This is a genomic window from Clostridium neuense, from assembly GCF_045310695.1.
Lineage (GTDB): Bacteria > Bacillota > Clostridia > Clostridiales > Clostridiaceae > Clostridium_S > Clostridium_S neuense.
Genome location: NZ_JBJIAA010000006.1, coordinates 14,502 through 35,967, shown reverse-complemented (window position 1 = coordinate 35,967; position 21,466 = coordinate 14,502). Strand labels below are relative to the sequence as shown.

Genomic DNA, 21,466 nt, shown 5'->3' with positions numbered 1-21,466 from the left:
ACGTATACAATAGAAATTGGGTGTTAATTATGAAGACTAATGTTATGAAAAATAGAAACTTTATGTTACTTATTTTTTGTAAATTCATTTCGTTAACAGGAGATGAAGTACAAAGCTTTGCACTGTCACTGTATGTACTTCAAATAACAGGTTCAGCTGTTAAGTTTGCGTCTGTAATGGCAGCAGCAACAATCCCTAGGCTAGTAATTGGACCAATTTGTGGAGTTTTTGCAGACTGGTTTGATAGAAAGAAACTTATGATTATGCTTGATATAATTAATGGTATAGTAGTCATTTCTTTAGTATTTATTTATAAAATTAATGGTTATTTAAGTATGGGATGCATATATGCAGTAGTAATAATTTTGGCTGTGTTAAAAAGATTTTATAATTCAGCAGCATCTGCAGTAATGCCAACAATTGTTGAAAAGGAAGATCGTTTAAATGCCAATTCTATAAATTCCACTAACTCCTTTATTCCAGAAGTTATTGGACCACTTATTTCTGGAATAGCAATTGGATTCTTTGGAATTAGTTATATAATTTTATTTAATGGGATAAGCTTTTTTCTGTCAGCATTAATAGAAGTGTTTATTAAAATTCCGAAAAATAATGTAAAAGATGTTGAATTTAATTTTAGTAAATTTAAAATGGATTTTGCTGATGGTATTAGGTGTATTAATGAAAAGGGTATACTTAAAAAATTCACAATTTGTTGCTTTGTCGAGAATTTAGCTCTTAATCCTGTTCTATATATCGGAATAAGATACATAGGAAAGAATGTGTTTAAAATATCAGATGCCTCCATTGGAACTATACAAGCTGTATTTACATTTGGAGCTGTAATAGGTTCAATTATTCCAGGTTTATTTAAAAGAAAAATGGATGCAGGTAAATCATTTGCAATTTCAGTTAATTTGTCAGGAATATCAGTAATTCTTGTAAGTTTTATTTTGATTCTGTACTACAATGGTATAGTTACAAATTTAATAATTGTAATACCTCAAATTACAATTATTATTACGATTATGGTAATATTTATAATTATATCAAATGTGTTTTTTACAACTGTTTTTCAAAATGAAGTGCCAAATGAAATGCTTGGAAGAGCTATTTCAGTAGCAGGAACGGTGTGTGATGCGGCAATTCCAATAGGCCAAATTTTTATAGGGGCTTTATATGATTATACAAAATCATATGTGCCAATGTTCTTATGTGGAATTATTATTCTTTTTTCAGGACTATATTTTGTAATTAGTGAGAAAATTAATTCTGTTAAAGAATGTAATTTATAAAATAACGATAGTAATGTTATTCATTACTATCGTTATTTTATAGTTATTAAAAATTCTTAAGTTTATGATATTGAGTGACTAAATCCTAGATTAAGATTACCAGTGTTTTAGTTTGGCATTTAATATTAAGAAGACTAGTTTAGGGTTCATGAATCATATGGGCTAAAGCCCAAACCCAAGATCATGGAGAAAACTAATATTAGGTTTAGATATCACATGGGCTGCCGCCCAAACCCCGGTGGTTTACTTCCATTCTAGCTGGCGGCGTTGAAGTTCTCGATTGGCTTGTTTTTCTCTGATGTTTTTTAAAGCTTCTTTATCCATATGGTCTTTATTGTGATCTATATATTCTTTTGTTGATCTATAGGTTTCTTCTAGGTGCTCTTTTTCTTCATGAGGACTTGTAGTGTCGCCCATTATTTTAACTTCAAGGGTGTTAATTTGGTCTTCTCTTCTTTTTTGTTTTTCTTCAGCGGTTTTTATAGCTTCTGGTGATGAATACTTGGCGCCATTTTCAAAATGTCTTTCTGTTCTGGTATGCTTTTCTACTAAATTTTCAAGCTGCTTAATTTCATTTTTAGTTTCGCATTTATCATCCATTTTTACTCCTCCTTTAGCTGGAAACGCACTTGCTTCAATATAGTTAATTTACGCTTGGGAAAGTATTAATAAAATTAAATTTCATATATCTTTTATAGTTTGTACATAATAGAAGAATGTATACTGGAAAATTATAATTGTACTGAATAATAATTTTATATTTATATTAAAAAAAGCATAAATTTTAACTAAACATAATAAAAAAGTTTACAGCTTATAAATTACTGTAAACTTTTTTTGCAATTATTAAAAAAGCGAACCATTCCATCCCCAGGTATCAATTTCCTGAATGGTTATATATATAGAATCCTTGGGTATTTGAAGCTCTCTTTCAAATAAATCACAAATATTAGCTGTTAAATTATTTTTAGAAGTCTTATCAGCACCTCCAAATATTTTTACTTCAACAAAAGCAGCTTTTTCTTTTTTATCGCCTTTAAAATATAAAGAATAATTATCTTCAAATCCAACCATCAGCCAGCTTTCACTTTTGCCAGGAATAAGACTGATTAAATTTCCAAGTTCATTTTTTAAAGTTTCTTTCTTAGTGTCATCCATTTTTACGGTTACTTTTGAATTTATAAATGGCATAAAAAAACCTCCTAATAGGTAATTATTTTAAAATTGGCACATAATATAGATATAACACTTGAAAGGTTAGGCTGTCAAATGATATGCGATAGTTGGGTAAATTTTATTTGACATTAGAATATAATATTGTTAAAATATATTTAATACATTAGTGTGATAAAGCGATAAAGTAAAAGTGGGATGTGATATGAATGATAAATTTAAGAAAGTATATACCAGAAGGTACAAGGGACATTTTATTTAGTGAATATACAAATAAAAAAAATATAGAAGATGTACTAAGAAGTGTTTATATAGAAATGGGCTATAAGGAAGTAAATTCACCAACTTTTGAATTTTACGATGTATATAATCTTAGGAATCAGCCTATAAAGCAAGAAAAAATGTATAAGCTTTTTGACAATATGGGAAGAATGATGGTGCTGAGACCAGATATGACTACACCCATAGCTAGAATTGCAGCTACAAAAATAAAAAATCAAAGTTATCCAGTTAAACTTTGTTATACTGGCAATATTTATAGAATGAATGAGGTTTTAAATGGGAAAATAAGTGAAGTAACTCAATCTGGAATAGAAGTACTTGGAAGTAGTAATTTAAGAGCTGATGTGGAGGTATTAATAGCTGCAATAAAAGCACTTATAAAAACTGGACTTAAAGAATTTAAAATAGAAATAGGGCAGGCAGAATTTTTTAAAAGCATAATTGAAGATATAGATATTGAAGAAGAAGGTATAGAAAAACTTAGAACCTTGATTGAAAATAAAAACTTTAGTGAGGTTGAAAATTTTATATCGGAAAATAAAGAAAAGTTAAAAGAAAAAAGCATTATACTTTCTAAGCTTCCAGAGTTGTTTGGCGGTAAGGAGATAATAGAAAAAGCTGAAAAACTTGTGAATAATGAAAAGGCGCTAGCTACATTAAAAGCAATTTCAAAGGTATATGAGATTGTTGAAAATTCAGGTTATGGAAAATATCTTTCTATAGATCTTGGAATGGTACAGCATATAAATTATTATACAGGATTAATTTATAGAGGTTATGCTAAAGGAATAGGGGATGCACTTTTAAGTGGAGGAAGATATGATAAATTAATAAGTCAATTTGGACGTGATATTCCGGCTACAGGACTTGCTATAAATGTTGATAGTTTAATGGAAGCCTTAGAAAATGACAATGAAAATTGTAATAGTAGTTATACTTTTTATATGATTTTTGGAGAAAAAATTGAAAAGGTATATTTAGAAGCTGATGAACTTAATAAAAAAGGTATAAAAGCGGAGGTAAGCCTTTTTGATACTGTTGAGGAGACAATAGAATATTGTATAGAAAATAAAATTAATAAAGTAAAAAATGTAGATAATGGAGAAACAATTGATGTGAGGGGTATTAGCAATGAAAGATAATGTACCTATTAGAATTGCACTTACAAAAGGAAGAATAGAAACCAAAGCAATAGAAATATTTGAAAAGGCAGGTATTGACTGCAATGAGCTTAAAGATAAGGGAAGAAAACTAATTTTTCATGATATAAAAAATAATATAGACTTCGTACTTGTAAAGGCAGCAGATGTTTTAACTTACGTTGAACATGGAGCTGCTGATATAGGTATAGTTGGGAAAGATACCCTTATGGAAATGAATAAAGATTGTTATGAAGTATTAGATTTAAAAACAGGCAAGTGTAAATTTTCATTAGCATCTTTACCTAATTTTAAGCTAAATGAGGGCTGTAATAGAAAAAAGATAGCAACTAAGTATCCCAATGTTACTAGAAATTATTTCAGAGAAAAGGGTATGGACGTTGAGATAATAAAAATTGAAGGCTCTGTTGAACTTGCACCAATACTTGGACTTGCAGATGCTATAGTCGATATAGTTGAAACAGGTAATACGTTAAAGGAAAATGGGCTTGTAGTATTTGAAGATATATGCAGCATAAGTACACGAATGATAGTAAATAGAGCAAGTATGAAGCTTAGAAAAGATGAAATATCGAAGATAATAAGCAAGGTGAAAAATATTTAGAAGGGAAAGAATATATATGAATGATATTATGAACATTATATATAGTGGCAGCAAAGAGGGAAAAGAATATTTTGATACTCTAAAAAACAGGCAGGGGAAAGCGGATGATAGGGTAATAGAAGTAGTAGAAGACATTCTTAAAAATGTAAGGGAAGGCGGCGATGAAGCTTTAACTTACTATACTAGAAAATTTGATTGTCCTAATATAGATAATATAAAAGTTTCAAAGGGAGAAATAAAAGCTGCTTATGATAAAGTAGATAAAGATTTTATAGAGGCACTTAAAACTGCAAAAGATAATATATGGAACTTTCATGAGAAACAAAAGGAAAATTCTATGCTTGTTCCATCAAAGGATGGAATAGTTATGGGACGTATTGTTAGGGCATTAGAAAAGGTTGGAATATATGTTCCGGGAGGGACTGCAGCTTATCCATCTTCTGTTCTTATGAATGCAATTCCAGCAAAAGTTGCAGGTGTGGAAAAGATAATAATGACAACTCCACCTATGAAGGATGGCTTTGTAAATCCAAATATTTTGGTTGCAGCGGATATTTCAGGTGTAGATGAAATTTATAAGGTTGGAGGAGCTCAGGCAATTGGTGCTTTAGCTTTTGGAACAGAGAGCGTTGAAAAAGTTGATAAGATAGTTGGACCTGGAAATATTTTTGTGGCAATGGCTAAGAAGAGTGTATTTGGTTTTGTAGATATAGATATGATTGCAGGACCAAGTGAGATACTTGTAATATCAGATGGAAAAGGAAATCCTGAGTATATAGCAGCAGATTTAATGTCACAGGCCGAACATGATAAACTTGCCTCTGCTATATTGGTTACTACATCAAAAGAACTTGCTGTAAAAGTTATAGAGGAATTAAAAAAACAAGTAGAAAAGCTTGAAAGAAAAGAAATAATATTAGAATCGCTTAAAAGTTATGGAGCTATAATCATTACGGAAAGCATAGAAGAGGCTATTGAAATTGGAAATATTATAGCACCTGAGCATCTTGAGCTTATGCTTGAAAATCCTTTTATGTATTTAGGCTATGTAAAAAATGCTGGATCTGTATTTTTAGGGTATTATGCTCCAGAACCACTTGGAGATTATATGGCAGGACCTAATCATGTGCTGCCTACAAGCGGTACCGCAAGATTTTTCTCACCTCTTTCCGTAGATGATTTCGTAAAGAAGTCAAGTTATCTTTATTATTCTGAGAATGCCTTAAGTGAGGTAAAGGACAAGATTGTAAAACTTGCAGAAACAGAAGGATTGACTGCTCATGCAAATTCTATAAAAGTAAGATTTAAGCAGAGTAGAGAGTAGCGAGTAGAGTTAAGGTGGATTTATTTTCCTTACATCAGATAAATCTTTACTCTCTGCTATAATAGGAGGTTTTATTGTGAGAAAGGCAAATATACAAAGAAAAACAGGAGAGACAGATATAAGCGTTGAACTTGATTTAGATGGTGAGGGCAAATATGAAATTGATACGGGTATAGGATTTTTTGATCATATGCTTTCATTAATGGCAAAACATGGGCTTTTAGATTTAAAGGTTAAAGCTAAAGGTGATACTTATGTAGATTCACACCATACTGTTGAGGATGTTGGAATAGTAATTGGTGAGTGCATTAAAAAAGCTCTTTCAGATAAAGCATCTATTAATAGATATGGAACTGCTTTTGTACCTATGGATGAGGCTCTTGCACAGGTTTCGATGGACATAAGTGGAAGACCATTTCTTGTTTTTGATGCAGAATTCACAACAGATAAGCTTGGAACTTTTGATACTGAAATGGTGGAAGAGTTTTTTAGAGCGGTGGCTTTTAATTCAGGAATAACACTTCATGTAAGAGTTCTTTACGGAAAAAATAATCATCATATGATTGAAGGGGCTTTTAAGGCTTTTGGAAGAGCACTATGCGAGGCAGTATCAAGGAATAAAAGAATAAAGGGAGTAATGTCTACTAAAGGGATGCTGTAAAGGGGTGAATATAATATGAAAAAATTAGCTATTGTTGATTATGGAATGGGAAATTTAAGAAGTGTACAAAAAGCTTTTGAATTTATAGGCGCTGAGCCTTTAATAACTTCTAAGATAGAAGAAATAAAAAATAGCGATGCAATAGTACTTCCTGGCGTAGGAGCTTTTCCAGATGCTATGAAGAATTTAAGTGAACTAGGTCTTGATAAGGTAATGTTAGATGAAGCAAGGAAAGGAAAACCATTCATGGGTATTTGTCTTGGAATGCAGCTGCTCTTTGAAGAAAGCGAGGAAGTAAGGACAACAAAAGGACTCGGCCTTATAGAAGGAAAAGTAAAAAGACTTCAAGTTGATTTGAAAATACCTCAAATAGGTTGGAATAATCTTAATATCTCAAAACCATGTGCTGTGTTAAAAGATACAAAGAAAAATGAATATGTGTATTTTGTGCATTCATATTATGCAGATTTAAAGAAAGAGGATAATTTAAATGCCTATTGCAATTATGGGGTAAAGGTACCTGCTGTTGTAAGCAGTGGCAACATATTTGGACTCCAATTCCATCCAGAAAAGAGTGGTGATGTAGGAATAAAAATGCTTAAAAACTTTTGGGAGCTGATAAAATGATAATTTTGCCTGCAATTGATATAAGAGAAGGAAAATGTGTAAGGTTATACAAAGGAATATTTGAAAAATCTGAGATAGTAGCTGAAAGCCCCGTAAAAACAGCTAAGTCTTTTGAAGAAGCAGGAGCGGAGTATATACATGTTGTTGATCTTGATGGAGCACTTAAGGGTGAGGTTGTAAATATAAAGGCTGTAAAAAATATAGTTAAAAATGTAAAGGTGCCAATAGAGCTCGGCGGTGGAGTAAGAACTATAGAAACAATTGATAAACTTATTGAAATAGGAGTTAAAAGAGTTATTCTTGGAACAGCAGCTCTCAATGATAAAATATTTGTGAAGGAAGCTGTTAGAAAGTATGACGATAAAATAGCAGTAGGAATAGATGCTAAGGATGGTTTTGTTGCTGTCAATGGCTGGCTTGATATTAGTAAAGTCAATTATATAGAATTTGCAAAACTTATGGAGTATATAGGCGTAAAGAATATAATACTTACGGATATAAGTAAGGATGGAACTCTTGAGGGCCCCAATTTTAGTATGCTTCAGAGACTTAAAGAAAGTGTGAAATGCAATATTACAGCATCTGGTGGAATAAAGTCTATAGATGATATTTTAAAGTTAAATGATATGAATCTTTATGGAACAATAGTTGGAAAAGCGATATATAGTGGAAATGTGAATTTGAAGAAAGCGATTAAAAGGAGTAGGGATTAGAGAGTAGAGTGAAGGCTGATTTATCTTCCTTACTCTCTACTCTATATTAAGTGGGAGGGATTAACTTGCTTACTAAAAGAATAATACCATGCCTTGATGTGGATATGGGAAAAGTGGTTAAGGGAATTAACTTTGTAAATCTAAAAGAAGTTGGAGATCCAGTAGAAATTGCTGGCTTTTATAATAAAGAAGGAGCAGACGAAATAGTATTTTTAGATATAAGTGCCACCAATGAAGGTAGAAAAACTATGATAGAAGTTGTGAAGAAAACTGCGGAAAGAGTTTTTATTCCTCTTACGGTTGGGGGTGGAATAACAAGCTTAGAAGATTTCAAAAACATTTTAAGAGCTGGAGCAGATAAAATATCTGTAAATTCAGCAGCTATAAAAAGACCTGAGCTTATAGCAGAAGCAGCTGAAAGATTTGGAAGTCAATGCGTTGTAGTTGCTATAGATGGTAAAAAAAGAGCTGATAATTCAGGTTGGAATGTTTTTATAAATGGCGGGAGAATAGATACAGGACTTGATGCTGTGGAATGGGCAATAAAATGTGAAAGCCTTGGAGCAGGAGAAATACTTCTAACGAGTATGGATGCTGATGGTACTAAAAATGGATACGATGTTGATTTTACTAATACTATATGTAAAAGTGTAAACATACCAGTAATAGCATCTGGAGGCTGTGGCAAATTGGAGGATTTTAGCGAAATATTTAAAAAAAGTTCTGCTGATGCGGCTCTTGCAGCTTCTCTTTTTCATTATAGGGAACTTACAATAAAGGAAGTTAAAGAGTATCTAAAGAACAGTGGGATAGAAGTTAGAATTTAAAATAAAGGGTGATATAAATTGAAAGTAGATGACATAATTGATATAGTTGACTTTTCAAAAGGACTTGTGCCAGCAATTGTTCAAGATTTAGAAAGCAGTGAAGTGCTTATGCTTGCATATATGGATAAAAAAGCTCTTGAAAAAACCATAGAAACTGGGACTTCATGGTTTTGGAGTAGATCAAGAAAGTCATACTGGAATAAGGGAGAAACTTCTGGACATTTTCAATATGTAGAGGAAATAGGCGTTGATTGCGACGGAGATACTATATTGTTAAAGGTTAGACAAATTGGTGCGGCCTGTCACACTGGAAATAAAAGTTGTTTTTATAGAAAATATGATTTTATAAGGAGAGGGAATAATGATTGATAAGGGAGTTTTAGATGAGTTATATTCTGTTATAAAAGATAGAAAAGAAAATCCAATGGAAGGCTCATATACCAATTATCTTTTTGATAAAGGAATAGATAAAATACTAAAAAAGGTGGGGGAGGAATCTACTGAAGTTATAATAGCAGCTAAAAATAAAAATAAGGATGAATTTGTAGGAGAAATTTGCGATGTAGTATATCACCTTATGGTACTGATTGTAGAGAAAAATATTGAACTTAATGATATAGCTGAGGAATTATATAAGCGAAGCAAAAAGATTGGAAATAAGAAAGCTGAAAGAAAACCTGTTGAAAAAATATGAGCTGTTGTTATACAATTATAAACGTAGTTGTTTATCTATTATTTAATTTCAAAGAGGAGATGTGGTTTTGAACAACAGCGTTTTTACACAAGTTGAAATCTTAGTTTTGATGATGATTGTTGGAGTAGTTTTAAGAAAATTAAAGATTATAACTGATGAAGTTAATAAGGGGCTATCATGTATACTTGTAAATGTGACAATGCCCTTTTTAATTATTAATTCATTTAATTTTAGTTTTTCGAAAAGCATGCTTCAAAAGGGCACTATGATTTTTTTGTACTCATTAGCAATACACATATTTCTTATATTTTTAAGTAAGATTAGTTATTTTAAGTTTTCACAGGATAAAAAGAAGGTTATGAAATTTGCAACTATATTTTCAAATTGTGGATTTATAGGATATCCGATAATTGCAGGTTTATATGGTAAGGTGGGGGTTTTTTACACTTCTATATATACCATACCATTCAACATTTTTTTGTGGTCTTATGGGACACTTTTATTTACTGATAAAAATGATGAAAGTATACTTAAAAAGGTTTTTTTAACTCCTCCAATGGTTGCTATGTTTATTGGACTTATAATGTTTTTCTTTTCGCTGAAACTTCCAAATGCATTTATTAAAACCGCAGAAAGCATCGGCAATATGACAACACCACTTTCTATGTTTGTAATAGGAGCAATGCTTGCAGACGTAAAATTTAAAGAAATATTTTCAGGTATTAATGTTTATTATGTAAATGTTATAAAACTTCTTATAGCACCTTTAGCTGTATTTTTAATTTTAAATACGTTAGGAGTTCAAAAAACTGTTCTGGATATATGTGTAATTTTAACAGCGATGCCGTCTGGTACTATTGTGGGAGTTTTTGCAGAAAATTATGGTGCAGATAAAAAAATTGCATCAAAATGCGCTTTTTTAAGCACAATATTATCTGTATTTACAATACCACTTATATTTATGTTATTATAGATAAATTAAAAAAAATTTGTTATAATTTTAGTGGATTTAAGGAAAATTATCTTTAATAAAATTTGAAAGGTGAGGCAAATATGAATATTGATGAATTAACAGTAAATACCGTAAGAGTTTTATCAGCAGAAGCTATTCAAAAAGCAAATTCTGGTCATCCAGGAACTCCACTTGGAGCAGCACCAGCAGCATATGCATTGTGGTCAAAAATATTAAAACACAATCCATCCAACCCTAAATGGTTTGATAGAGATAGATTTGTTTTATCAGCAGGTCATGCATCTATGCTGCTCTATTCACTTATCCATTTATTTGGATATGGAATTACAATAGAGGACATAAAAAATTTTAGGCAATGGGAAAGCTTGACACCAGGTCACCCAGAGTATGGGGTTACACCAGGAGTTGAAATAAGTACAGGACCATTAGGTCAGGGAGTTGCTAATGGGGTTGGTATGGCTATTGCAGAGGCCTATTTAGCAAAGAAGTTTAATAAAGCTGACATGAATATTGTTGACCATTATACTTATGTTCTTGCAGGAGATGGATGCATGATGGAGGGGATTTCATCTGAAGCTGCATCTTTGGCAGGTACTCTTGGCCTTTCAAAACTAATAGTTATATATGATTGCAATAATATATCTATAGAGGGAAATACTGAAATAGCATTTAGAGAAAATGTTGGTGATAGATTTAAGGCTTATGATTGGAACGTTATACAGGTCGAAGATGGAACTAATATGGATGCTATAGTAGCGGCTATAAATAAAGCTAAAAGTCAAAATGAGAGACCAACTCTTATAATATCAAAAACTGTAATTGGTTTTGGAGCATCAAAACAAGGAACAGCAGGAGTTCATGGTTCACCACTTGGAGATGAAGGAATTAAAGAATTAAAGAAAAACTTGGGTTGGGACTACGAAGAAGATTTTTATGTTCCAGAAGAAGTAAAAGAGCATATGCTTAAGCTTAAGAGTGAGCTTAAACAAAATGAAGATAAATGGAATGAACTTAGAAAAAAATATGCTGAAAGCTATCCAGAATTGTCAAAGGAATTTGATGAATGGATGAGTGGAAGGATAGCAATTGATTTAGATAAAGTAGAAGAGTTGTGGAATGTAGAAAAACCTATGGCAACAAGAGATGCATCTGGAAATGTGATAAATGCGCTTGCAAAGGTTGTTCCAAATCTTATTGGTGGTTCAGCAGATTTAGCACCTTCTAATAAGACTTATATGAAGGGTAAAGGAGATTTTTCAAAGGAAGATAGAACTGGAGCTAACCTTCACTTTGGAGTTAGAGAACATGCTATGGCTGCTATTGCAAATGGAATAGCCGTACATGGAGGCTTAAAAGTATTTGTTTCAACGTTCTTTGTATTTAGTGATTATATGAAGGGTGCTATGAGAATGTCAGCACTTATGCATCTTCCTGTAGTTTATGTACTTACGCATGACAGTATAGGAGTAGGTGAAGATGGACCAACTCATGAACCAATAGAGCATTTAGCTGGACTTAGAAGTATACCAGACTTAACTGTTTTTAGACCATCAGATGCTATAGAAACAGCTGCTGCTTGGAAATATGCACTTACTGAAAGTGATGGACCAACAGTATTAGTACTTACAAGACAAAAGTTGCCATTATATAAAGAAACTCCAAAGGATTTAAAAAGAGGAGCTTACATACTTAAGGATTCTAATAAAAATAAACCAGATATGCTTCTCATGGCATCAGGTTCTGAAGTTGAATTAATATATAAGGCAAAGGATGAATTGCTAAAGGATGGTATAGATGCAAGAGTTATAAGTGTATCTTCGTTTGAGTTATTCGATGCCCAAGATGAAGAATATAAAGAAAAAGTTATGCCTAAAGAAGTTAGAGCAAGATTTGCTGTAGAAGCAGCTTCTTCTTTTGGATGGCATAAATATGTAGGACTTGACGGTAAAGTGCTTTCAATAGATCACTTTGGAGCTTCTGCACCAGCTGAAATTTTATTTGAAAAGTTTGGTTTCACGTTGAAGAATGTAGTAGATATATGTAAGTCTATTGTAAAAAATAAATAATTAACTATAAATTTAAAAACGGTGTGCATTATGCATGCCGTTTTTTTAGTGAATTTAAGTTAAAATTATGTTTATATATTCCATATATGGATATAATAATATGTAAATAAATGAATTAATAAATAAGGAGAATAATATTATGAATAAAATTCTTTTAATAGGCAGAATGACTAGAGAGCCTGAAATAAAGCGCATTGAAGAAATAGATAAGGTTAAGTGCAATTTTACAATAGCAGTAAATAGAAAAGTAAAAAATAGTGAGGGAATATTTGAAGCAGATTTTATACCTGTGGTTGTATGGGGGAAAATAGCCGAAAGCGTAGCTAAGTATATGAAAAAAGGAAGTCTCATAAGTGTAATTGGAAGACTTCAAGTAAGGAGCTATAATGATAAAGATAATAATAAGAAGTATGTTTCAGAGGTTGTAGGAGAAGAGGTTCAGTTTTTGGAACGAAAAAAGGAATCCATTTCATAACTATTTACAGTAAATGTTCTTTATGAGTTAAATAAAATATATAATACAAAGTTGCTAGTGATTATTTTAAAAAAGGGATAACTACCTTAAAAATAATACTTCCATATTATGATTTGGGTGGTTTTACACCTTATGATTTGATTCATCTAACATATTGTACTCAGCCTAGAAGTGCTCTTAACTATCATGCTATTCACATAGAGTTATTGCATGCACTTGGAAAAGTAACTGGAGAAAATACTTTAAAGCAATATGAAAAAAATGGGAGTCATATATAAAAGGTTTATAGGTGACTGCCGTACTGAAAAAATTATTCAATCGTAATTTATAAATAACGTTAATTATCTAAAAGTGAAGGGTTCTGCTATGGCAAAATGCTAAGGATATTTTTCTTAGACTTTGATACGGAAAAATTATTAACTTGAGTTAAAGATTTTTCGTAGTAAAACTTAGGAAAATCAACCTTAATTTTTTACTGAAAGTAAAACTCTTCACTTTTTATTTGTACAGCATCATAAAACTCTTTACCTTTCAAGAAAGTGAAACCCTTATTTTTTAGCAAGCATAACGAGTTAAAATCCTTCACTATTATGGTTACTTAGCAATCTTTATAAATTGCAGTTTGACATCTTAGTGCGACAGCCGATTTTTTATAAGCAAATTAATTTCATAATAGATTATTTAATATTTAAAAAAATATTAAGTATAATAATAATGGTATTGTGTATGTGAATTTTAAAGAGTAATATATATTTTAAGAGAGGTGAGTAATTTGGAAGATAATAATAGCTTTTATACTAAAGGAGAGGAAATTGCTAATGCGATAACTCATGGAATTGGAGCACTACTTGCTGTAGCAGCTCTTGTGCTATTGATTGTTTTTGCGGCAAAGTATGGAGATGCATGGTATGTGGTTAGTTATACGATATATGGTGTGTGCCTTGTTTTGCTATATTTATTTTCTACTCTATATCATAGTATTTGGGCTAAAGGTGCTAAGAAAGTCTTTAGAATATTTGATCATGCTTCAATATATATATTAATAGCAGGAACCTATACTCCTTTTGCACTTACTGTACTTAGAAAACATGGAGGATGGATTATTTTTGGAGTTGTATGGTCTGCTACTCTAGTTGGTATAGTAATAAAGGTGTTTTTTTGCGGAAAATTTGAAAAAACCTCCACACTTCTTTATGTAATAATGGGCTGGATGATAGTATTCTATATAAAAACATTAATTGCTGTTGTACCAATAAATGGCATAATATTACTTGTTGCTGGAGGAATAATATATACATTAGGTGCAGGGCTATTTTTGTTTGATAAAATCCCATATAATCATGCTATATGGCACTTGTTAGTTATAAGTGGAAGTGCATGCCATTTCTTTTGCATATTACTTTATTTAATTAAGTAATTTATAAATAACATTATCACTATTGATATATCACTATTGATAATCATATCAGTAGTGATATAATTAATTAAGATTATCTTATATTGATAGTAAAAAAATACATATGTAAAAATAAATAATTTGTATGGTGATATTGAATTATTTTAAGTATGATCAAAAATCAGGAGGAATTATAAAATGGAAAAAATAGCTTTAATAACAGACACTACTGCGGATCTTTCAGAAGAAGTAATTAATAAATATGGAATTAATGTTTTATCTTTTAGAATTATTTATAGTGATAAGGAATATAAAGATAAAGTGGATATAACAGCAGAAGAAGTTTATAGGAATTTTAAGTTTGAAATACCTACATCATCAATGCCAGCACTTCAAGATATGGAAGATTTATATGATAAACTTGAGAGAGAAGGATATACTCATGCTATAGCAATTACCCTTTCAACGGGATTATCAGGAATATTTAATGGTCTTAAGCTAACAGCAGAGAATCATAAAAATATTAAATCTTTTATATATGATTCAAAATCTGTGTCATTGGGAGAAGGAGTTTTAGTTGAAGAATGTGCAAAATTAATACAAGAGGGGAAAAGCTTTGATGAAATTGTTAAAGAAGTTCCACTTATAAAGAAAAGAATACACATGTTTTTTGTTGTTGGTACTTTGGAGTATTTAAAAAAAGGAGGAAGGATAGGAAAAATAGCAGGTACAATAGGACAATTCTTGAATATAAAGCCGATAATAGGGATAGATGAAGAGGGATGTTATTATTCTTACGATAAGGTTAGAGGAAGAAAACAATCTCTTAATAGGATATATGAGATAGCAAAAGATATAATAAGCAAAGGAAAATGTAACGTTTATATTGCACATGGAGATGCAGAAGAAGAAGCCCATGATTTATTTAAAAAAGTAAAAATGCTTCCCAATGTAGTAAATTTATATTTTGGTGGTTGTGTAACACCTGTTATAGGCGTTCATAGTGGTCCTGGATCTCTAGGGATTGTACTATTAGAGTTAGAGTAGGTTAAAAAAGCTGAATATGGATATAAAAGAAGAAGAGAAGCGTTTATATGAAGAGTATAAGCGAAAATTAGCAGAGCTTAAGAAGGTTGAAAAAGAGGGTAAAGCGGTTGGGCAGGTATTTACTAAAGGATTGTTACCACTTTATGTACTTTATATATTGAGTTTGGGAGCAACAAATGGTAATGATATAGCGCATAAAATAGGTCAAAAAACTAACGGTTTATGGGTTCCAAGTACAGGTGGGATATACCCTATATTGAAGAAAATGGAGAAGGCACAATTAGTCATAGGCACATGGAATGAAGGAAATAAGAAAATTCAAAAAATTTACAATATTACAGATAAAGGTTTAATAGAGCTTGAAAATAAGAAATTACTCCTAAAAGATAAAATGAAAGAGGCACTAGAGGTTTTTAAGATTGTTTATAAAGATCTGTATGATGAAGAGTGATATTTTTGTATCATAAGCATAAAATAATTTATAGTACTTAAATAGGAGGATTTTAATGAGTCTATATTTACTGTTTATAATAGCAGTGGCTCTTTCATTAGATGCATTTGGTGTAGCATTAAGTATAGGATTTAACGAAGCAGTAAAGAAGAAAAATAAAATACTTTTTGCAATTTCTTTTGGTACTTTTCAATTTTTGCTAACTTTTATAGGAGCATACGCTGGTTTTGTTTTTAATACTTATATAGTAACTATTCCCCAAATTATAGGAGGTACTGTTATATCTATTGTGGGAGTACTTATGATAAAAGATGGTTTCCAAAAAAAGCCTGAAAATATTTTTTTGAATTTTAAGATGTATATTATATTAGGTATTTCTGTTAGTATAGATGCTGCAGTAGTTGGATTTACAATATTTAATAAAATTAATGGAAATTATATGATTATGCTTCAATCAATATTTATAGGAATAACCACATTTATAGTATCTAATATAGGTTTTTTAATAGCAAAATTTCTAAGAAGAATAGAAATAATAAAGAGATACGCTAATTACATAGGCGGAGTGATTTTAGTTTTATTTGGCATAAAAATGATGTTTTTTTAACTAAAAATTTTAAATAAAAAAGTAGGAGTTTCCATATCTCCTACTTTTTTATTTAAGCTATATTTTAAATCAGTGCTGATTTTTTATAAAAGCTATTTTAAAATATAACCTTTATTTAAAATTTGAAAGTATCTATTAGCTTTTTAAGTTCTTCTGCTTGCGTGGTTAATTTTTGTGCTAAATTAAATATTTCTTCATTTACTTTTGTTTGTTCTATTACTGAAGCTGAAACTTCTTCAGTAGTGGAAGTATTTTCTTCAGAAACACTTGCTATGCTGGAAATATTATCATTTAATGTTGTCTTCTCTTTATCAATTAAATTTATAGCTTCTATAGAAACTTTCATTGAAGTTTCTATTTCAGAGATAGATTTTTCAATTTCAGAGAAGGTGGAAATTGTATCCTTAACTTGTGCTGCTTCGTTTGAAAAAGTACCTTGAGCCTTCATTGATAAGTCAAGCGAGGACTTTATTGAAGTATTAATTTTATTTAATATAACCCCTATATCATTTGAAGCATTTTGAGATTGAGCGGCTAATTTTCTTATTTCATCCGCAACAACAGCAAAACCTAATCCCGCTTTACCAGCACGAGCAGCTTCTATTGAAGCATTTAAGGCAAGTAAATTAGTTTGCTCTGATATCTCGTTAATTTTACTCAATATTACAGTTATATTTTTAGTATTAGAAGCGAGATCATTCATTTTAGTTACTACTTGTTCCATAGCTTTTGAATTGATATTAGATGCATCATTCAAGCTAGCTATTATAGAATTACTCTTGGACAATAATTTTATTGATTTATCCGTTGCTGAGTTTACAGAAGTAAGTAAATTAACACTTTTGCTTATTTCATTGTTTAGATTATCAGATATTTGTAAGCACTTTAAGGTATCCTCTGTTTGAAGCGAGGAACCATTTGCTATTTCTTGTACAGCAGATGTAATTTCATTTGAAGATTCTCTAAGATTATTGGAAACATCAAGTATATATGACGAAGATTTATTTGTTTCCAAGCTTAGAGTTGAAGTACGTAAAAGTAGTTCTTTTAAGTTTATTATCATTTTATTGAAGTTCTGAGAAAGATTATTTAATTCTTTTATATTATATTTTTTATTGCAGTCAACATGAAAATTTCCATTGGATAAATCTTTTGTAATACTTATCATGTCTTTGATTGGCATAGAAATTTGGTATGTTGTAATAATGGAAATAATCAGTGAAATTATTATGCAAATCAAGGTTATTAGGGCTGTAAACATACCAACGGTTGTTGCAGTAGCCGATAATTCTGACTTTGGAACTAATCCTATAATTTTCCAACCAGTTTCTGTTGAAGTAGAATATACTCCATACATATTTTTATAAGTGAAATTTCCAGTAGATAAATTTTTTATTTTAGGAAAATAACTATCCTTTATTTTTGTTCCAATTAAGCTTTTATTTTTATTGGATACTATGTATCCATCAGAATCTACTACAAAAATGTATCCATCCTTGCCTATTTTTACATCAGATAATTTTGAGTTTAATTCATCTGTATCAATATCAAGACATAAGACTCCAGCAGGTTTAGAAGTAGATGGATCCCTTAGAAATCTTACAAGGCTTATAGTTAATATGTTTTGATTATCAGTACCACGATAAGCAACCTGTCTTGGGGCTGTCCAAAAAGCTTTGCCATTTAAAGAAATTGCTTTTTTGTACCAGCTTGAAGACATATCAAATTTTAGCTGACTATCAGATAATCCATTTGCGTCTGAAGTTGACGATAAACCGTTTTCATTTATTATAGCAGAACCTTTTATTATATCCATTGAATTAGCTATAGGCGCAAGATATGAGCTTTTTAACTCATTTCTTATTGTATATTGATCATAATAGTCAGATGTGTCTGTTACAAGTTTCGATATAAAATTTGGATTTTGAAGTAATTGCATAGAAGAATTATTTACAGTTGAATTTATTAGTTCAACATAGTTTTTTGTTTGATTTAGTATTTGTAGTGTTGAATTTTTAAAATCATTAGTTACTTTCCATTTTGATATTAAATATGTTACTATTCCACATACGAGCAGCGAAGCTACTATAAGTGAAGAGAAAGAAAGCACTAATTTTTTTAGCAATCCATTCTTAACTTTTAAATCTGCAATTAAATCTTTAGAAATATTTTTAGGTAATTTAGTTTTAGAATTTTTAGAGTGATTTTTAACCATTTATACCTCCCCCTTTATAATATATAGTACAATACAATGAAAACGATTTAAACATTATCGGCTACTTTTGATATAATAATACAAAAAAAATGTGCATATCAACCAAAAATTCGACATTATTTTAGTGAAAATTAATAAAAATATGAAACGGAAATTTGTATTTGATATCTATATTTATAGCTTAAAAGTTTACTAAGAGAATAATATTTATGCTATAATTAAAAATATATTATAAATTATATTAAGGTGATGTAATAAATAATGGAATGGAAAAATTATTTGCGAAATAAGAATATAAAGATTACTAAAGGTAGGATTAAAATTTTAGACATTTTAAACAAATCAGATAAGGTGCTAAATGTTCAAGAAATATATGACTACTGTAAAAATTGTGGACTCAATATGGATTTATCTACTGTATATAGAACTATAGATCTATTTGAGCAAAATAATATTTTAGATAAGGTTGACCTTGGAGATGGAAAGTATAGGTACAAGGTAAAATGTCACAATCATAAGCATATTTTAACATGCTGCATTTGTCATAAAGAGATAGAAATAGATTGTCCTATGACTCAAATTGAGGAATTAATAAAAAATGAAACGGGCTTCGTTTTAGTAGATCATGAATTAAAATTAAAAGCAATGTGTAAAGAATGTATAAGTAAGCACACCAATAAGCTATAAAATAAATTTATTCTGTGCTAAAGTTCGTATCTTTATATGGAACTTCCTTTATGTTTTTCATTTTCCATATGCCTGATTTGCTTTTTATAAGAGTTAATTCATAGCTAACAACACTGTGAGGCGGAGTTTTTTTAATTCCTGTGATTACTAAAGTTGACTCATGACCGTCGGAGAACTTTATATAATAAGAATCTATTTTATACAATTTGTATTTATTAAAAATTCCAGTAGTTGTATAATAATCTGCTGCATATGTTATATCACTGCATTTTTGTATTAATATTGTATGATGTATACATACTATAGCTAGAAACAATACTATTGCAGCTATAATGTACCTAAATTTAATTTTACGCATTTTAACAACTCCTATGGAAAAAATTACAAAATAATTATATAATTTATAACGCTAATTTGCAATAGCAATATATTGGAAAGGGTGGTTTTTTATTTGGATTTTTCATCTTTAGTTTTAATGGAAAAAGATAAAGAGGGCAAGGTTTTTATAAGAGAGTTAGGAAGCTATGTTGTAAATGAAGGAGCTGAATACATAAAAAAGCTATATTATAATGGAGAAAAGGTAGTTGCTTTTTTTGATACTAAGGTTGATGTTGAGGATTGGGAGTATAGTGCAGCTTATGACCTTATGGATGAGAGTGTTTTTTCATCGAAGGGTTTCCATATTATAGATGTGGATGATGAATATAATCCTACGTGGTGTGCAGAATTTGATTATATAGATGATTACGAAGAAATGGGAAAGAAAATAAATCTTTTATGCACTTTAATAAATAATGAGCTGAAAAGGATATTTAGTGTTATGAAGGATAAAAAAGAAGATTATATTTAGAATTTTTAAGGAGAGTAAATGGATAAGTTTCAAAAGTATTTAGTTGAAAGGTTATGCAGCAGTTGTGGTGGCAAATTAATAGAATTTAAAAATCATATAGAAAATGTAAGTTTTTGGTCTATAGTATTTGAAAGTAATAGTTTAAAATACTATATAATTTTTTCAGATATTGATAATACTGATAAAATAGGTGATTCAATTTGTTCATATGGTACTTTAAAAGATATTGGAAATGAATTTGTAATAAAGGTGATTTTTACCAATGGTAAATTAAATGATTGTCTAAATGATATTCAAGGCAAAAGTATTTTAATAGATGAGAATACTAAAAAAATTGTATATTGTGACAGTACAGTATCAAATATAGGCATGCTGCTGCAGGAATTTATAAGTGATATAGAAAGTACTAGTAAAGATAATAACTATTGGGTTACTTGGAGCATTATTTTATTAAACTTGATTATGTATGTTATTTCTTCTGTTCTTTCAGGAAACCCATTTACTATGGATATTAATGTTTTAAATACACTAGGAGCTAAGAATAACGAGCTTATTATGTCTGGACAATACTATAGATTTATAACCTGTATGTTTCTGCATGGAAGTATAATACATATAGCCTCAAATATGTATTCACTATATTGTGTTGGTTATATGGTTGAAAAAGTTTATGGTAGAATTAAATATGTTTTTATATATTTTTTGTCTGGAATAATATCTTCGTACGTGAGCTTTTTGTTTAGTGATGCTATATCTATTGGTGCATCTGGTGCAATTTTTGGTGTGCTTGGAGCTGTATTAGTGTTCTCCTTTAGGTTTAAGAATAGAATTGGTAAAGAACTTTTTGTAAATATAATAGCTGTAATAGTTTTAAATATTTTTATAGGAGTAAGCATGACTAATATAGATAATTTTGCTCACATAGGTGGTCTTATAAGTGGAATCATAATATCCGCCATTATAGGAGTAAACAAACGCGGGGCTTGGGCGTAAGCCCATTATCCTTCTATAACCCAAAAAAAGCACTCTTCTAGCAACGGCAGAAACCAAAGGATAAATAAAAAGCAAGGCCGCGGGGCTTGGGCGTAAGCCCATTATCCTTCTATAACCCAAAAAAAGCACTCTTCTAGCAACGGCAGAAACCAAAGGATAAATAAAAAGCAAGGCCGCGGGGCTTGGGCGTAAGCCCATTATCCTTCTATAACCCAAAAAAAGCACTCTTTTAGCAACGGCAGAAACTAAAAGATAAATAGAAAGCAAGGCCGCGGGGCTTGGGCGTAAGCCCATTATCCTTATTTATGAAAATGATATCTATAAAGAGTAGAGTTAAAGTTCTTTA

24 protein-coding genes and 1 pseudogene are annotated in these 21,466 nt (G+C 30.4%); 21 read left to right on the top strand and 4 right to left on the bottom strand.

Features of this window, described 5'->3' with window-relative positions; genetic code table 11:
* Positions 1-29 precede the first annotated feature (29 nt).
* The gene (locus ACJDT4_RS08075) at positions 30-1,295 is read left to right on the top strand and encodes an MFS transporter (protein WP_406787049.1); all 1,266 of its coding nucleotides are present in this window, start codon (positions 30-32) and stop codon (positions 1,293-1,295) included.
* Between the two features lie 243 nt (positions 1,296-1,538).
* Here ACJDT4_RS08075 and ACJDT4_RS08070 read toward each other — a convergent pair whose 3' ends face one another.
* Together ACJDT4_RS08070 and ACJDT4_RS08065 are read right to left on the bottom strand one after the other, a co-directional pair.
* Positions 1,539-1,895: a hypothetical protein gene (locus ACJDT4_RS08070; RefSeq protein WP_406787048.1), complete on the bottom strand. Its 357-nt coding sequence runs from the start codon at positions 1,893-1,895 to the stop codon at positions 1,539-1,541.
* A gap of 246 nt (positions 1,896-2,141) precedes the next feature.
* Complete coding sequence (locus ACJDT4_RS08065) at positions 2,142-2,486, bottom strand: phenylpyruvate tautomerase MIF-related protein (RefSeq protein WP_406787047.1); 345 nt, start codon at positions 2,484-2,486, stop codon at positions 2,142-2,144.
* Between the two features lie 191 nt (positions 2,487-2,677).
* Here ACJDT4_RS08065 and ACJDT4_RS08060 point away from each other — a divergent pair, with 191 nt between their 5' ends.
* From ACJDT4_RS08060 to ACJDT4_RS07980, 17 genes and pseudogenes are all read left to right on the top strand, one after another.
* Positions 2,678-3,892, top strand: coding sequence for an ATP phosphoribosyltransferase regulatory subunit (locus ACJDT4_RS08060; RefSeq protein WP_406787046.1), 1,215 nt, complete (start codon positions 2,678-2,680; stop codon positions 3,890-3,892).
* On the top strand, positions 3,882-4,514 hold the full coding sequence (hisG, locus tag ACJDT4_RS08055) for an ATP phosphoribosyltransferase (RefSeq protein ID WP_406787045.1): 633 nt from the start codon (positions 3,882-3,884) through the stop codon (positions 4,512-4,514). Before ACJDT4_RS08060 ends, hisG begins: the two co-directional genes overlap by 11 nt.
* Before the next feature lie 16 nt (positions 4,515-4,530).
* On the top strand, positions 4,531-5,838 hold the full coding sequence (gene hisD / locus ACJDT4_RS08050; RefSeq protein WP_406787044.1) for a histidinol dehydrogenase: 1,308 nt from the start codon (positions 4,531-4,533) through the stop codon (positions 5,836-5,838).
* A 73-nt stretch (positions 5,839-5,911) separates the two neighbouring features.
* Positions 5,912-6,499, top strand: coding sequence for an imidazoleglycerol-phosphate dehydratase HisB (gene hisB, locus ACJDT4_RS08045; RefSeq protein WP_406787271.1), 588 nt, complete (start codon positions 5,912-5,914; stop codon positions 6,497-6,499).
* 15 nt (positions 6,500-6,514) lie between these two features.
* Positions 6,515-7,126: an imidazole glycerol phosphate synthase subunit HisH gene (gene hisH, locus ACJDT4_RS08040; RefSeq protein WP_406787043.1), complete on the top strand. Its 612-nt coding sequence runs from the start codon at positions 6,515-6,517 to the stop codon at positions 7,124-7,126.
* Positions 7,123-7,839 (top strand): 1-(5-phosphoribosyl)-5-[(5-phosphoribosylamino)methylideneamino]imidazole-4-carboxamide isomerase, encoded by a 717-nt coding sequence (hisA, locus tag ACJDT4_RS08035; RefSeq protein ID WP_406787042.1) that lies wholly within the window; start codon positions 7,123-7,125, stop codon positions 7,837-7,839. The genes hisH and hisA overlap by 4 nt, the downstream gene beginning before the upstream one ends.
* Positions 7,840-7,904: 65 nt before the next feature.
* Complete coding sequence (gene hisF, locus ACJDT4_RS08030; RefSeq protein WP_406787041.1) at positions 7,905-8,666, top strand: imidazole glycerol phosphate synthase subunit HisF; 762 nt, start codon at positions 7,905-7,907, stop codon at positions 8,664-8,666.
* Between the two features lie 18 nt (positions 8,667-8,684).
* Positions 8,685-9,035, top strand: coding sequence for a phosphoribosyl-AMP cyclohydrolase (gene hisI, locus ACJDT4_RS08025; protein ID WP_406787040.1), 351 nt, complete (start codon positions 8,685-8,687; stop codon positions 9,033-9,035).
* Positions 9,031-9,360 carry a phosphoribosyl-ATP diphosphatase gene (gene hisE / locus ACJDT4_RS08020; RefSeq protein ID WP_406787270.1) on the top strand — a complete coding sequence of 110 codons (330 nt, stop codon included), beginning with the start codon at positions 9,031-9,033 and terminating at the stop codon, positions 9,358-9,360. Before hisI ends, hisE begins: the two co-directional genes overlap by 5 nt.
* A 67-nt stretch (positions 9,361-9,427) precedes the next feature.
* Positions 9,428-10,333, top strand: coding sequence for an AEC family transporter (locus ACJDT4_RS08015; RefSeq protein ID WP_406787039.1), 906 nt, complete (start codon positions 9,428-9,430; stop codon positions 10,331-10,333).
* Between the two features lie 80 nt (positions 10,334-10,413).
* Positions 10,414-12,399 (top strand): transketolase, encoded by a 1,986-nt coding sequence (tkt, locus tag ACJDT4_RS08010; RefSeq protein ID WP_406787038.1) that lies wholly within the window; start codon positions 10,414-10,416, stop codon positions 12,397-12,399.
* Positions 12,400-12,538: 139 nt separating this feature from the next.
* Positions 12,539-12,874, top strand: a complete 336-nt coding sequence (locus tag ACJDT4_RS08005; protein WP_406787037.1) for a single-stranded DNA-binding protein — start codon at positions 12,539-12,541, stop codon at positions 12,872-12,874.
* A 65-nt stretch (positions 12,875-12,939) separates the two neighbouring features.
* Positions 12,940-13,152: pseudogene (locus ACJDT4_RS08000) on the top strand (D-glucuronyl C5-epimerase family protein); the annotation flags it as partial.
* Positions 13,153-13,646: 494 nt separating this feature from the next.
* Positions 13,647-14,291, top strand: coding sequence for a PAQR family membrane homeostasis protein TrhA (trhA, locus tag ACJDT4_RS07995; RefSeq protein ID WP_406787036.1), 645 nt, complete (start codon positions 13,647-13,649; stop codon positions 14,289-14,291).
* A gap of 177 nt (positions 14,292-14,468) precedes the next feature.
* Positions 14,469-15,317 carry a DegV family protein gene (locus ACJDT4_RS07990; RefSeq protein ID WP_406787035.1) on the top strand — a complete coding sequence of 283 codons (849 nt, stop codon included), beginning with the start codon at positions 14,469-14,471 and terminating at the stop codon, positions 15,315-15,317.
* Positions 15,318-15,333: 16 nt separating this feature from the next.
* A complete protein-coding gene (locus tag ACJDT4_RS07985) occupies positions 15,334-15,768 on the top strand; it encodes a PadR family transcriptional regulator (RefSeq protein WP_406787034.1) in 435 nt (144 codons plus the stop codon).
* Positions 15,769-15,823: 55 nt separating this feature from the next.
* Complete coding sequence (locus ACJDT4_RS07980; RefSeq protein ID WP_406787033.1) at positions 15,824-16,375, top strand: manganese efflux pump MntP; 552 nt, start codon at positions 15,824-15,826, stop codon at positions 16,373-16,375.
* A gap of 115 nt (positions 16,376-16,490) precedes the next feature.
* Here ACJDT4_RS07980 and ACJDT4_RS07975 read toward each other — a convergent pair whose 3' ends face one another.
* Positions 16,491-18,590 carry a methyl-accepting chemotaxis protein gene (locus ACJDT4_RS07975; RefSeq protein WP_406787032.1) on the bottom strand — a complete coding sequence of 700 codons (2,100 nt, stop codon included), beginning with the start codon at positions 18,588-18,590 and terminating at the stop codon, positions 16,491-16,493.
* A 261-nt stretch (positions 18,591-18,851) separates the two neighbouring features.
* On the opposite strand from ACJDT4_RS07975, the gene ACJDT4_RS07970 reads away from it, so the two are divergent.
* Positions 18,852-19,277, top strand: a complete 426-nt coding sequence (locus tag ACJDT4_RS07970) for a Fur family transcriptional regulator (RefSeq protein WP_406787031.1) — start codon at positions 18,852-18,854, stop codon at positions 19,275-19,277.
* A 7-nt stretch (positions 19,278-19,284) separates the two neighbouring features.
* Here ACJDT4_RS07970 and ACJDT4_RS07965 read toward each other — a convergent pair whose 3' ends face one another.
* Complete coding sequence (locus tag ACJDT4_RS07965; protein ID WP_406787030.1) at positions 19,285-19,635, bottom strand: hypothetical protein; 351 nt, start codon at positions 19,633-19,635, stop codon at positions 19,285-19,287.
* Between the two features lie 93 nt (positions 19,636-19,728).
* On the opposite strand from ACJDT4_RS07965, the gene ACJDT4_RS07960 reads away from it, so the two are divergent.
* Positions 19,729-20,127 (top strand): DUF6762 family protein, encoded by a 399-nt coding sequence (locus tag ACJDT4_RS07960; protein ID WP_406787029.1) that lies wholly within the window; start codon positions 19,729-19,731, stop codon positions 20,125-20,127.
* Between the two features lie 18 nt (positions 20,128-20,145).
* On the top strand, positions 20,146-21,120 hold the full coding sequence (locus tag ACJDT4_RS07955; protein WP_406787028.1) for a rhomboid family intramembrane serine protease: 975 nt from the start codon (positions 20,146-20,148) through the stop codon (positions 21,118-21,120).
* Positions 21,121-21,466: the final 346 nt, after the last annotated feature.

Excerpts from the sequence above, each read along its gene's own strand:
- ACJDT4_RS08075 (WP_406787049.1), top strand. The coding sequence starts at position 30 with ATGAAGACTAATGTTATGAAAAATAGAAACTTTATGTTACTTATTTTT.
- ACJDT4_RS08070 (WP_406787048.1), bottom strand. The coding sequence starts at position 1,895 with ATGGATGATAAATGCGAAACTAAAAATGAAATTAAGCAGCTTGAAAAT.
- ACJDT4_RS08065 (WP_406787047.1), bottom strand. The coding sequence starts at position 2,486 with ATGCCATTTATAAATTCAAAAGTAACCGTAAAAATGGATGACACTAAG.
- ACJDT4_RS08060 (WP_406787046.1), top strand. The coding sequence starts at position 2,678 with ATGATAAATTTAAGAAAGTATATACCAGAAGGTACAAGGGACATTTTA.
- hisG (WP_406787045.1), top strand. The coding sequence starts at position 3,882 with ATGAAAGATAATGTACCTATTAGAATTGCACTTACAAAAGGAAGAATA.
- hisD (WP_406787044.1), top strand. The coding sequence starts at position 4,531 with ATGAATGATATTATGAACATTATATATAGTGGCAGCAAAGAGGGAAAA.
- hisH (WP_406787043.1), top strand. The coding sequence starts at position 6,515 with ATGAAAAAATTAGCTATTGTTGATTATGGAATGGGAAATTTAAGAAGT.
- hisA (WP_406787042.1), top strand. The coding sequence starts at position 7,123 with ATGATAATTTTGCCTGCAATTGATATAAGAGAAGGAAAATGTGTAAGG.
- tkt (WP_406787038.1), top strand. The coding sequence starts at position 10,414 with ATGAATATTGATGAATTAACAGTAAATACCGTAAGAGTTTTATCAGCA.
- ACJDT4_RS08005 (WP_406787037.1), top strand. The coding sequence starts at position 12,539 with ATGAATAAAATTCTTTTAATAGGCAGAATGACTAGAGAGCCTGAAATA.
- ACJDT4_RS07990 (WP_406787035.1), top strand. The coding sequence starts at position 14,469 with ATGGAAAAAATAGCTTTAATAACAGACACTACTGCGGATCTTTCAGAA.
- ACJDT4_RS07985 (WP_406787034.1), top strand. The coding sequence starts at position 15,334 with ATGGATATAAAAGAAGAAGAGAAGCGTTTATATGAAGAGTATAAGCGA.
- ACJDT4_RS07980 (WP_406787033.1), top strand. The coding sequence starts at position 15,824 with ATGAGTCTATATTTACTGTTTATAATAGCAGTGGCTCTTTCATTAGAT.
- ACJDT4_RS07975 (WP_406787032.1), bottom strand. The coding sequence starts at position 18,590 with ATGGTTAAAAATCACTCTAAAAATTCTAAAACTAAATTACCTAAAAAT.
- ACJDT4_RS07970 (WP_406787031.1), top strand. The coding sequence starts at position 18,852 with ATGGAATGGAAAAATTATTTGCGAAATAAGAATATAAAGATTACTAAA.
- ACJDT4_RS07965 (WP_406787030.1), bottom strand. The coding sequence starts at position 19,635 with ATGCGTAAAATTAAATTTAGGTACATTATAGCTGCAATAGTATTGTTT.
- ACJDT4_RS07955 (WP_406787028.1), top strand. The coding sequence starts at position 20,146 with ATGGATAAGTTTCAAAAGTATTTAGTTGAAAGGTTATGCAGCAGTTGT.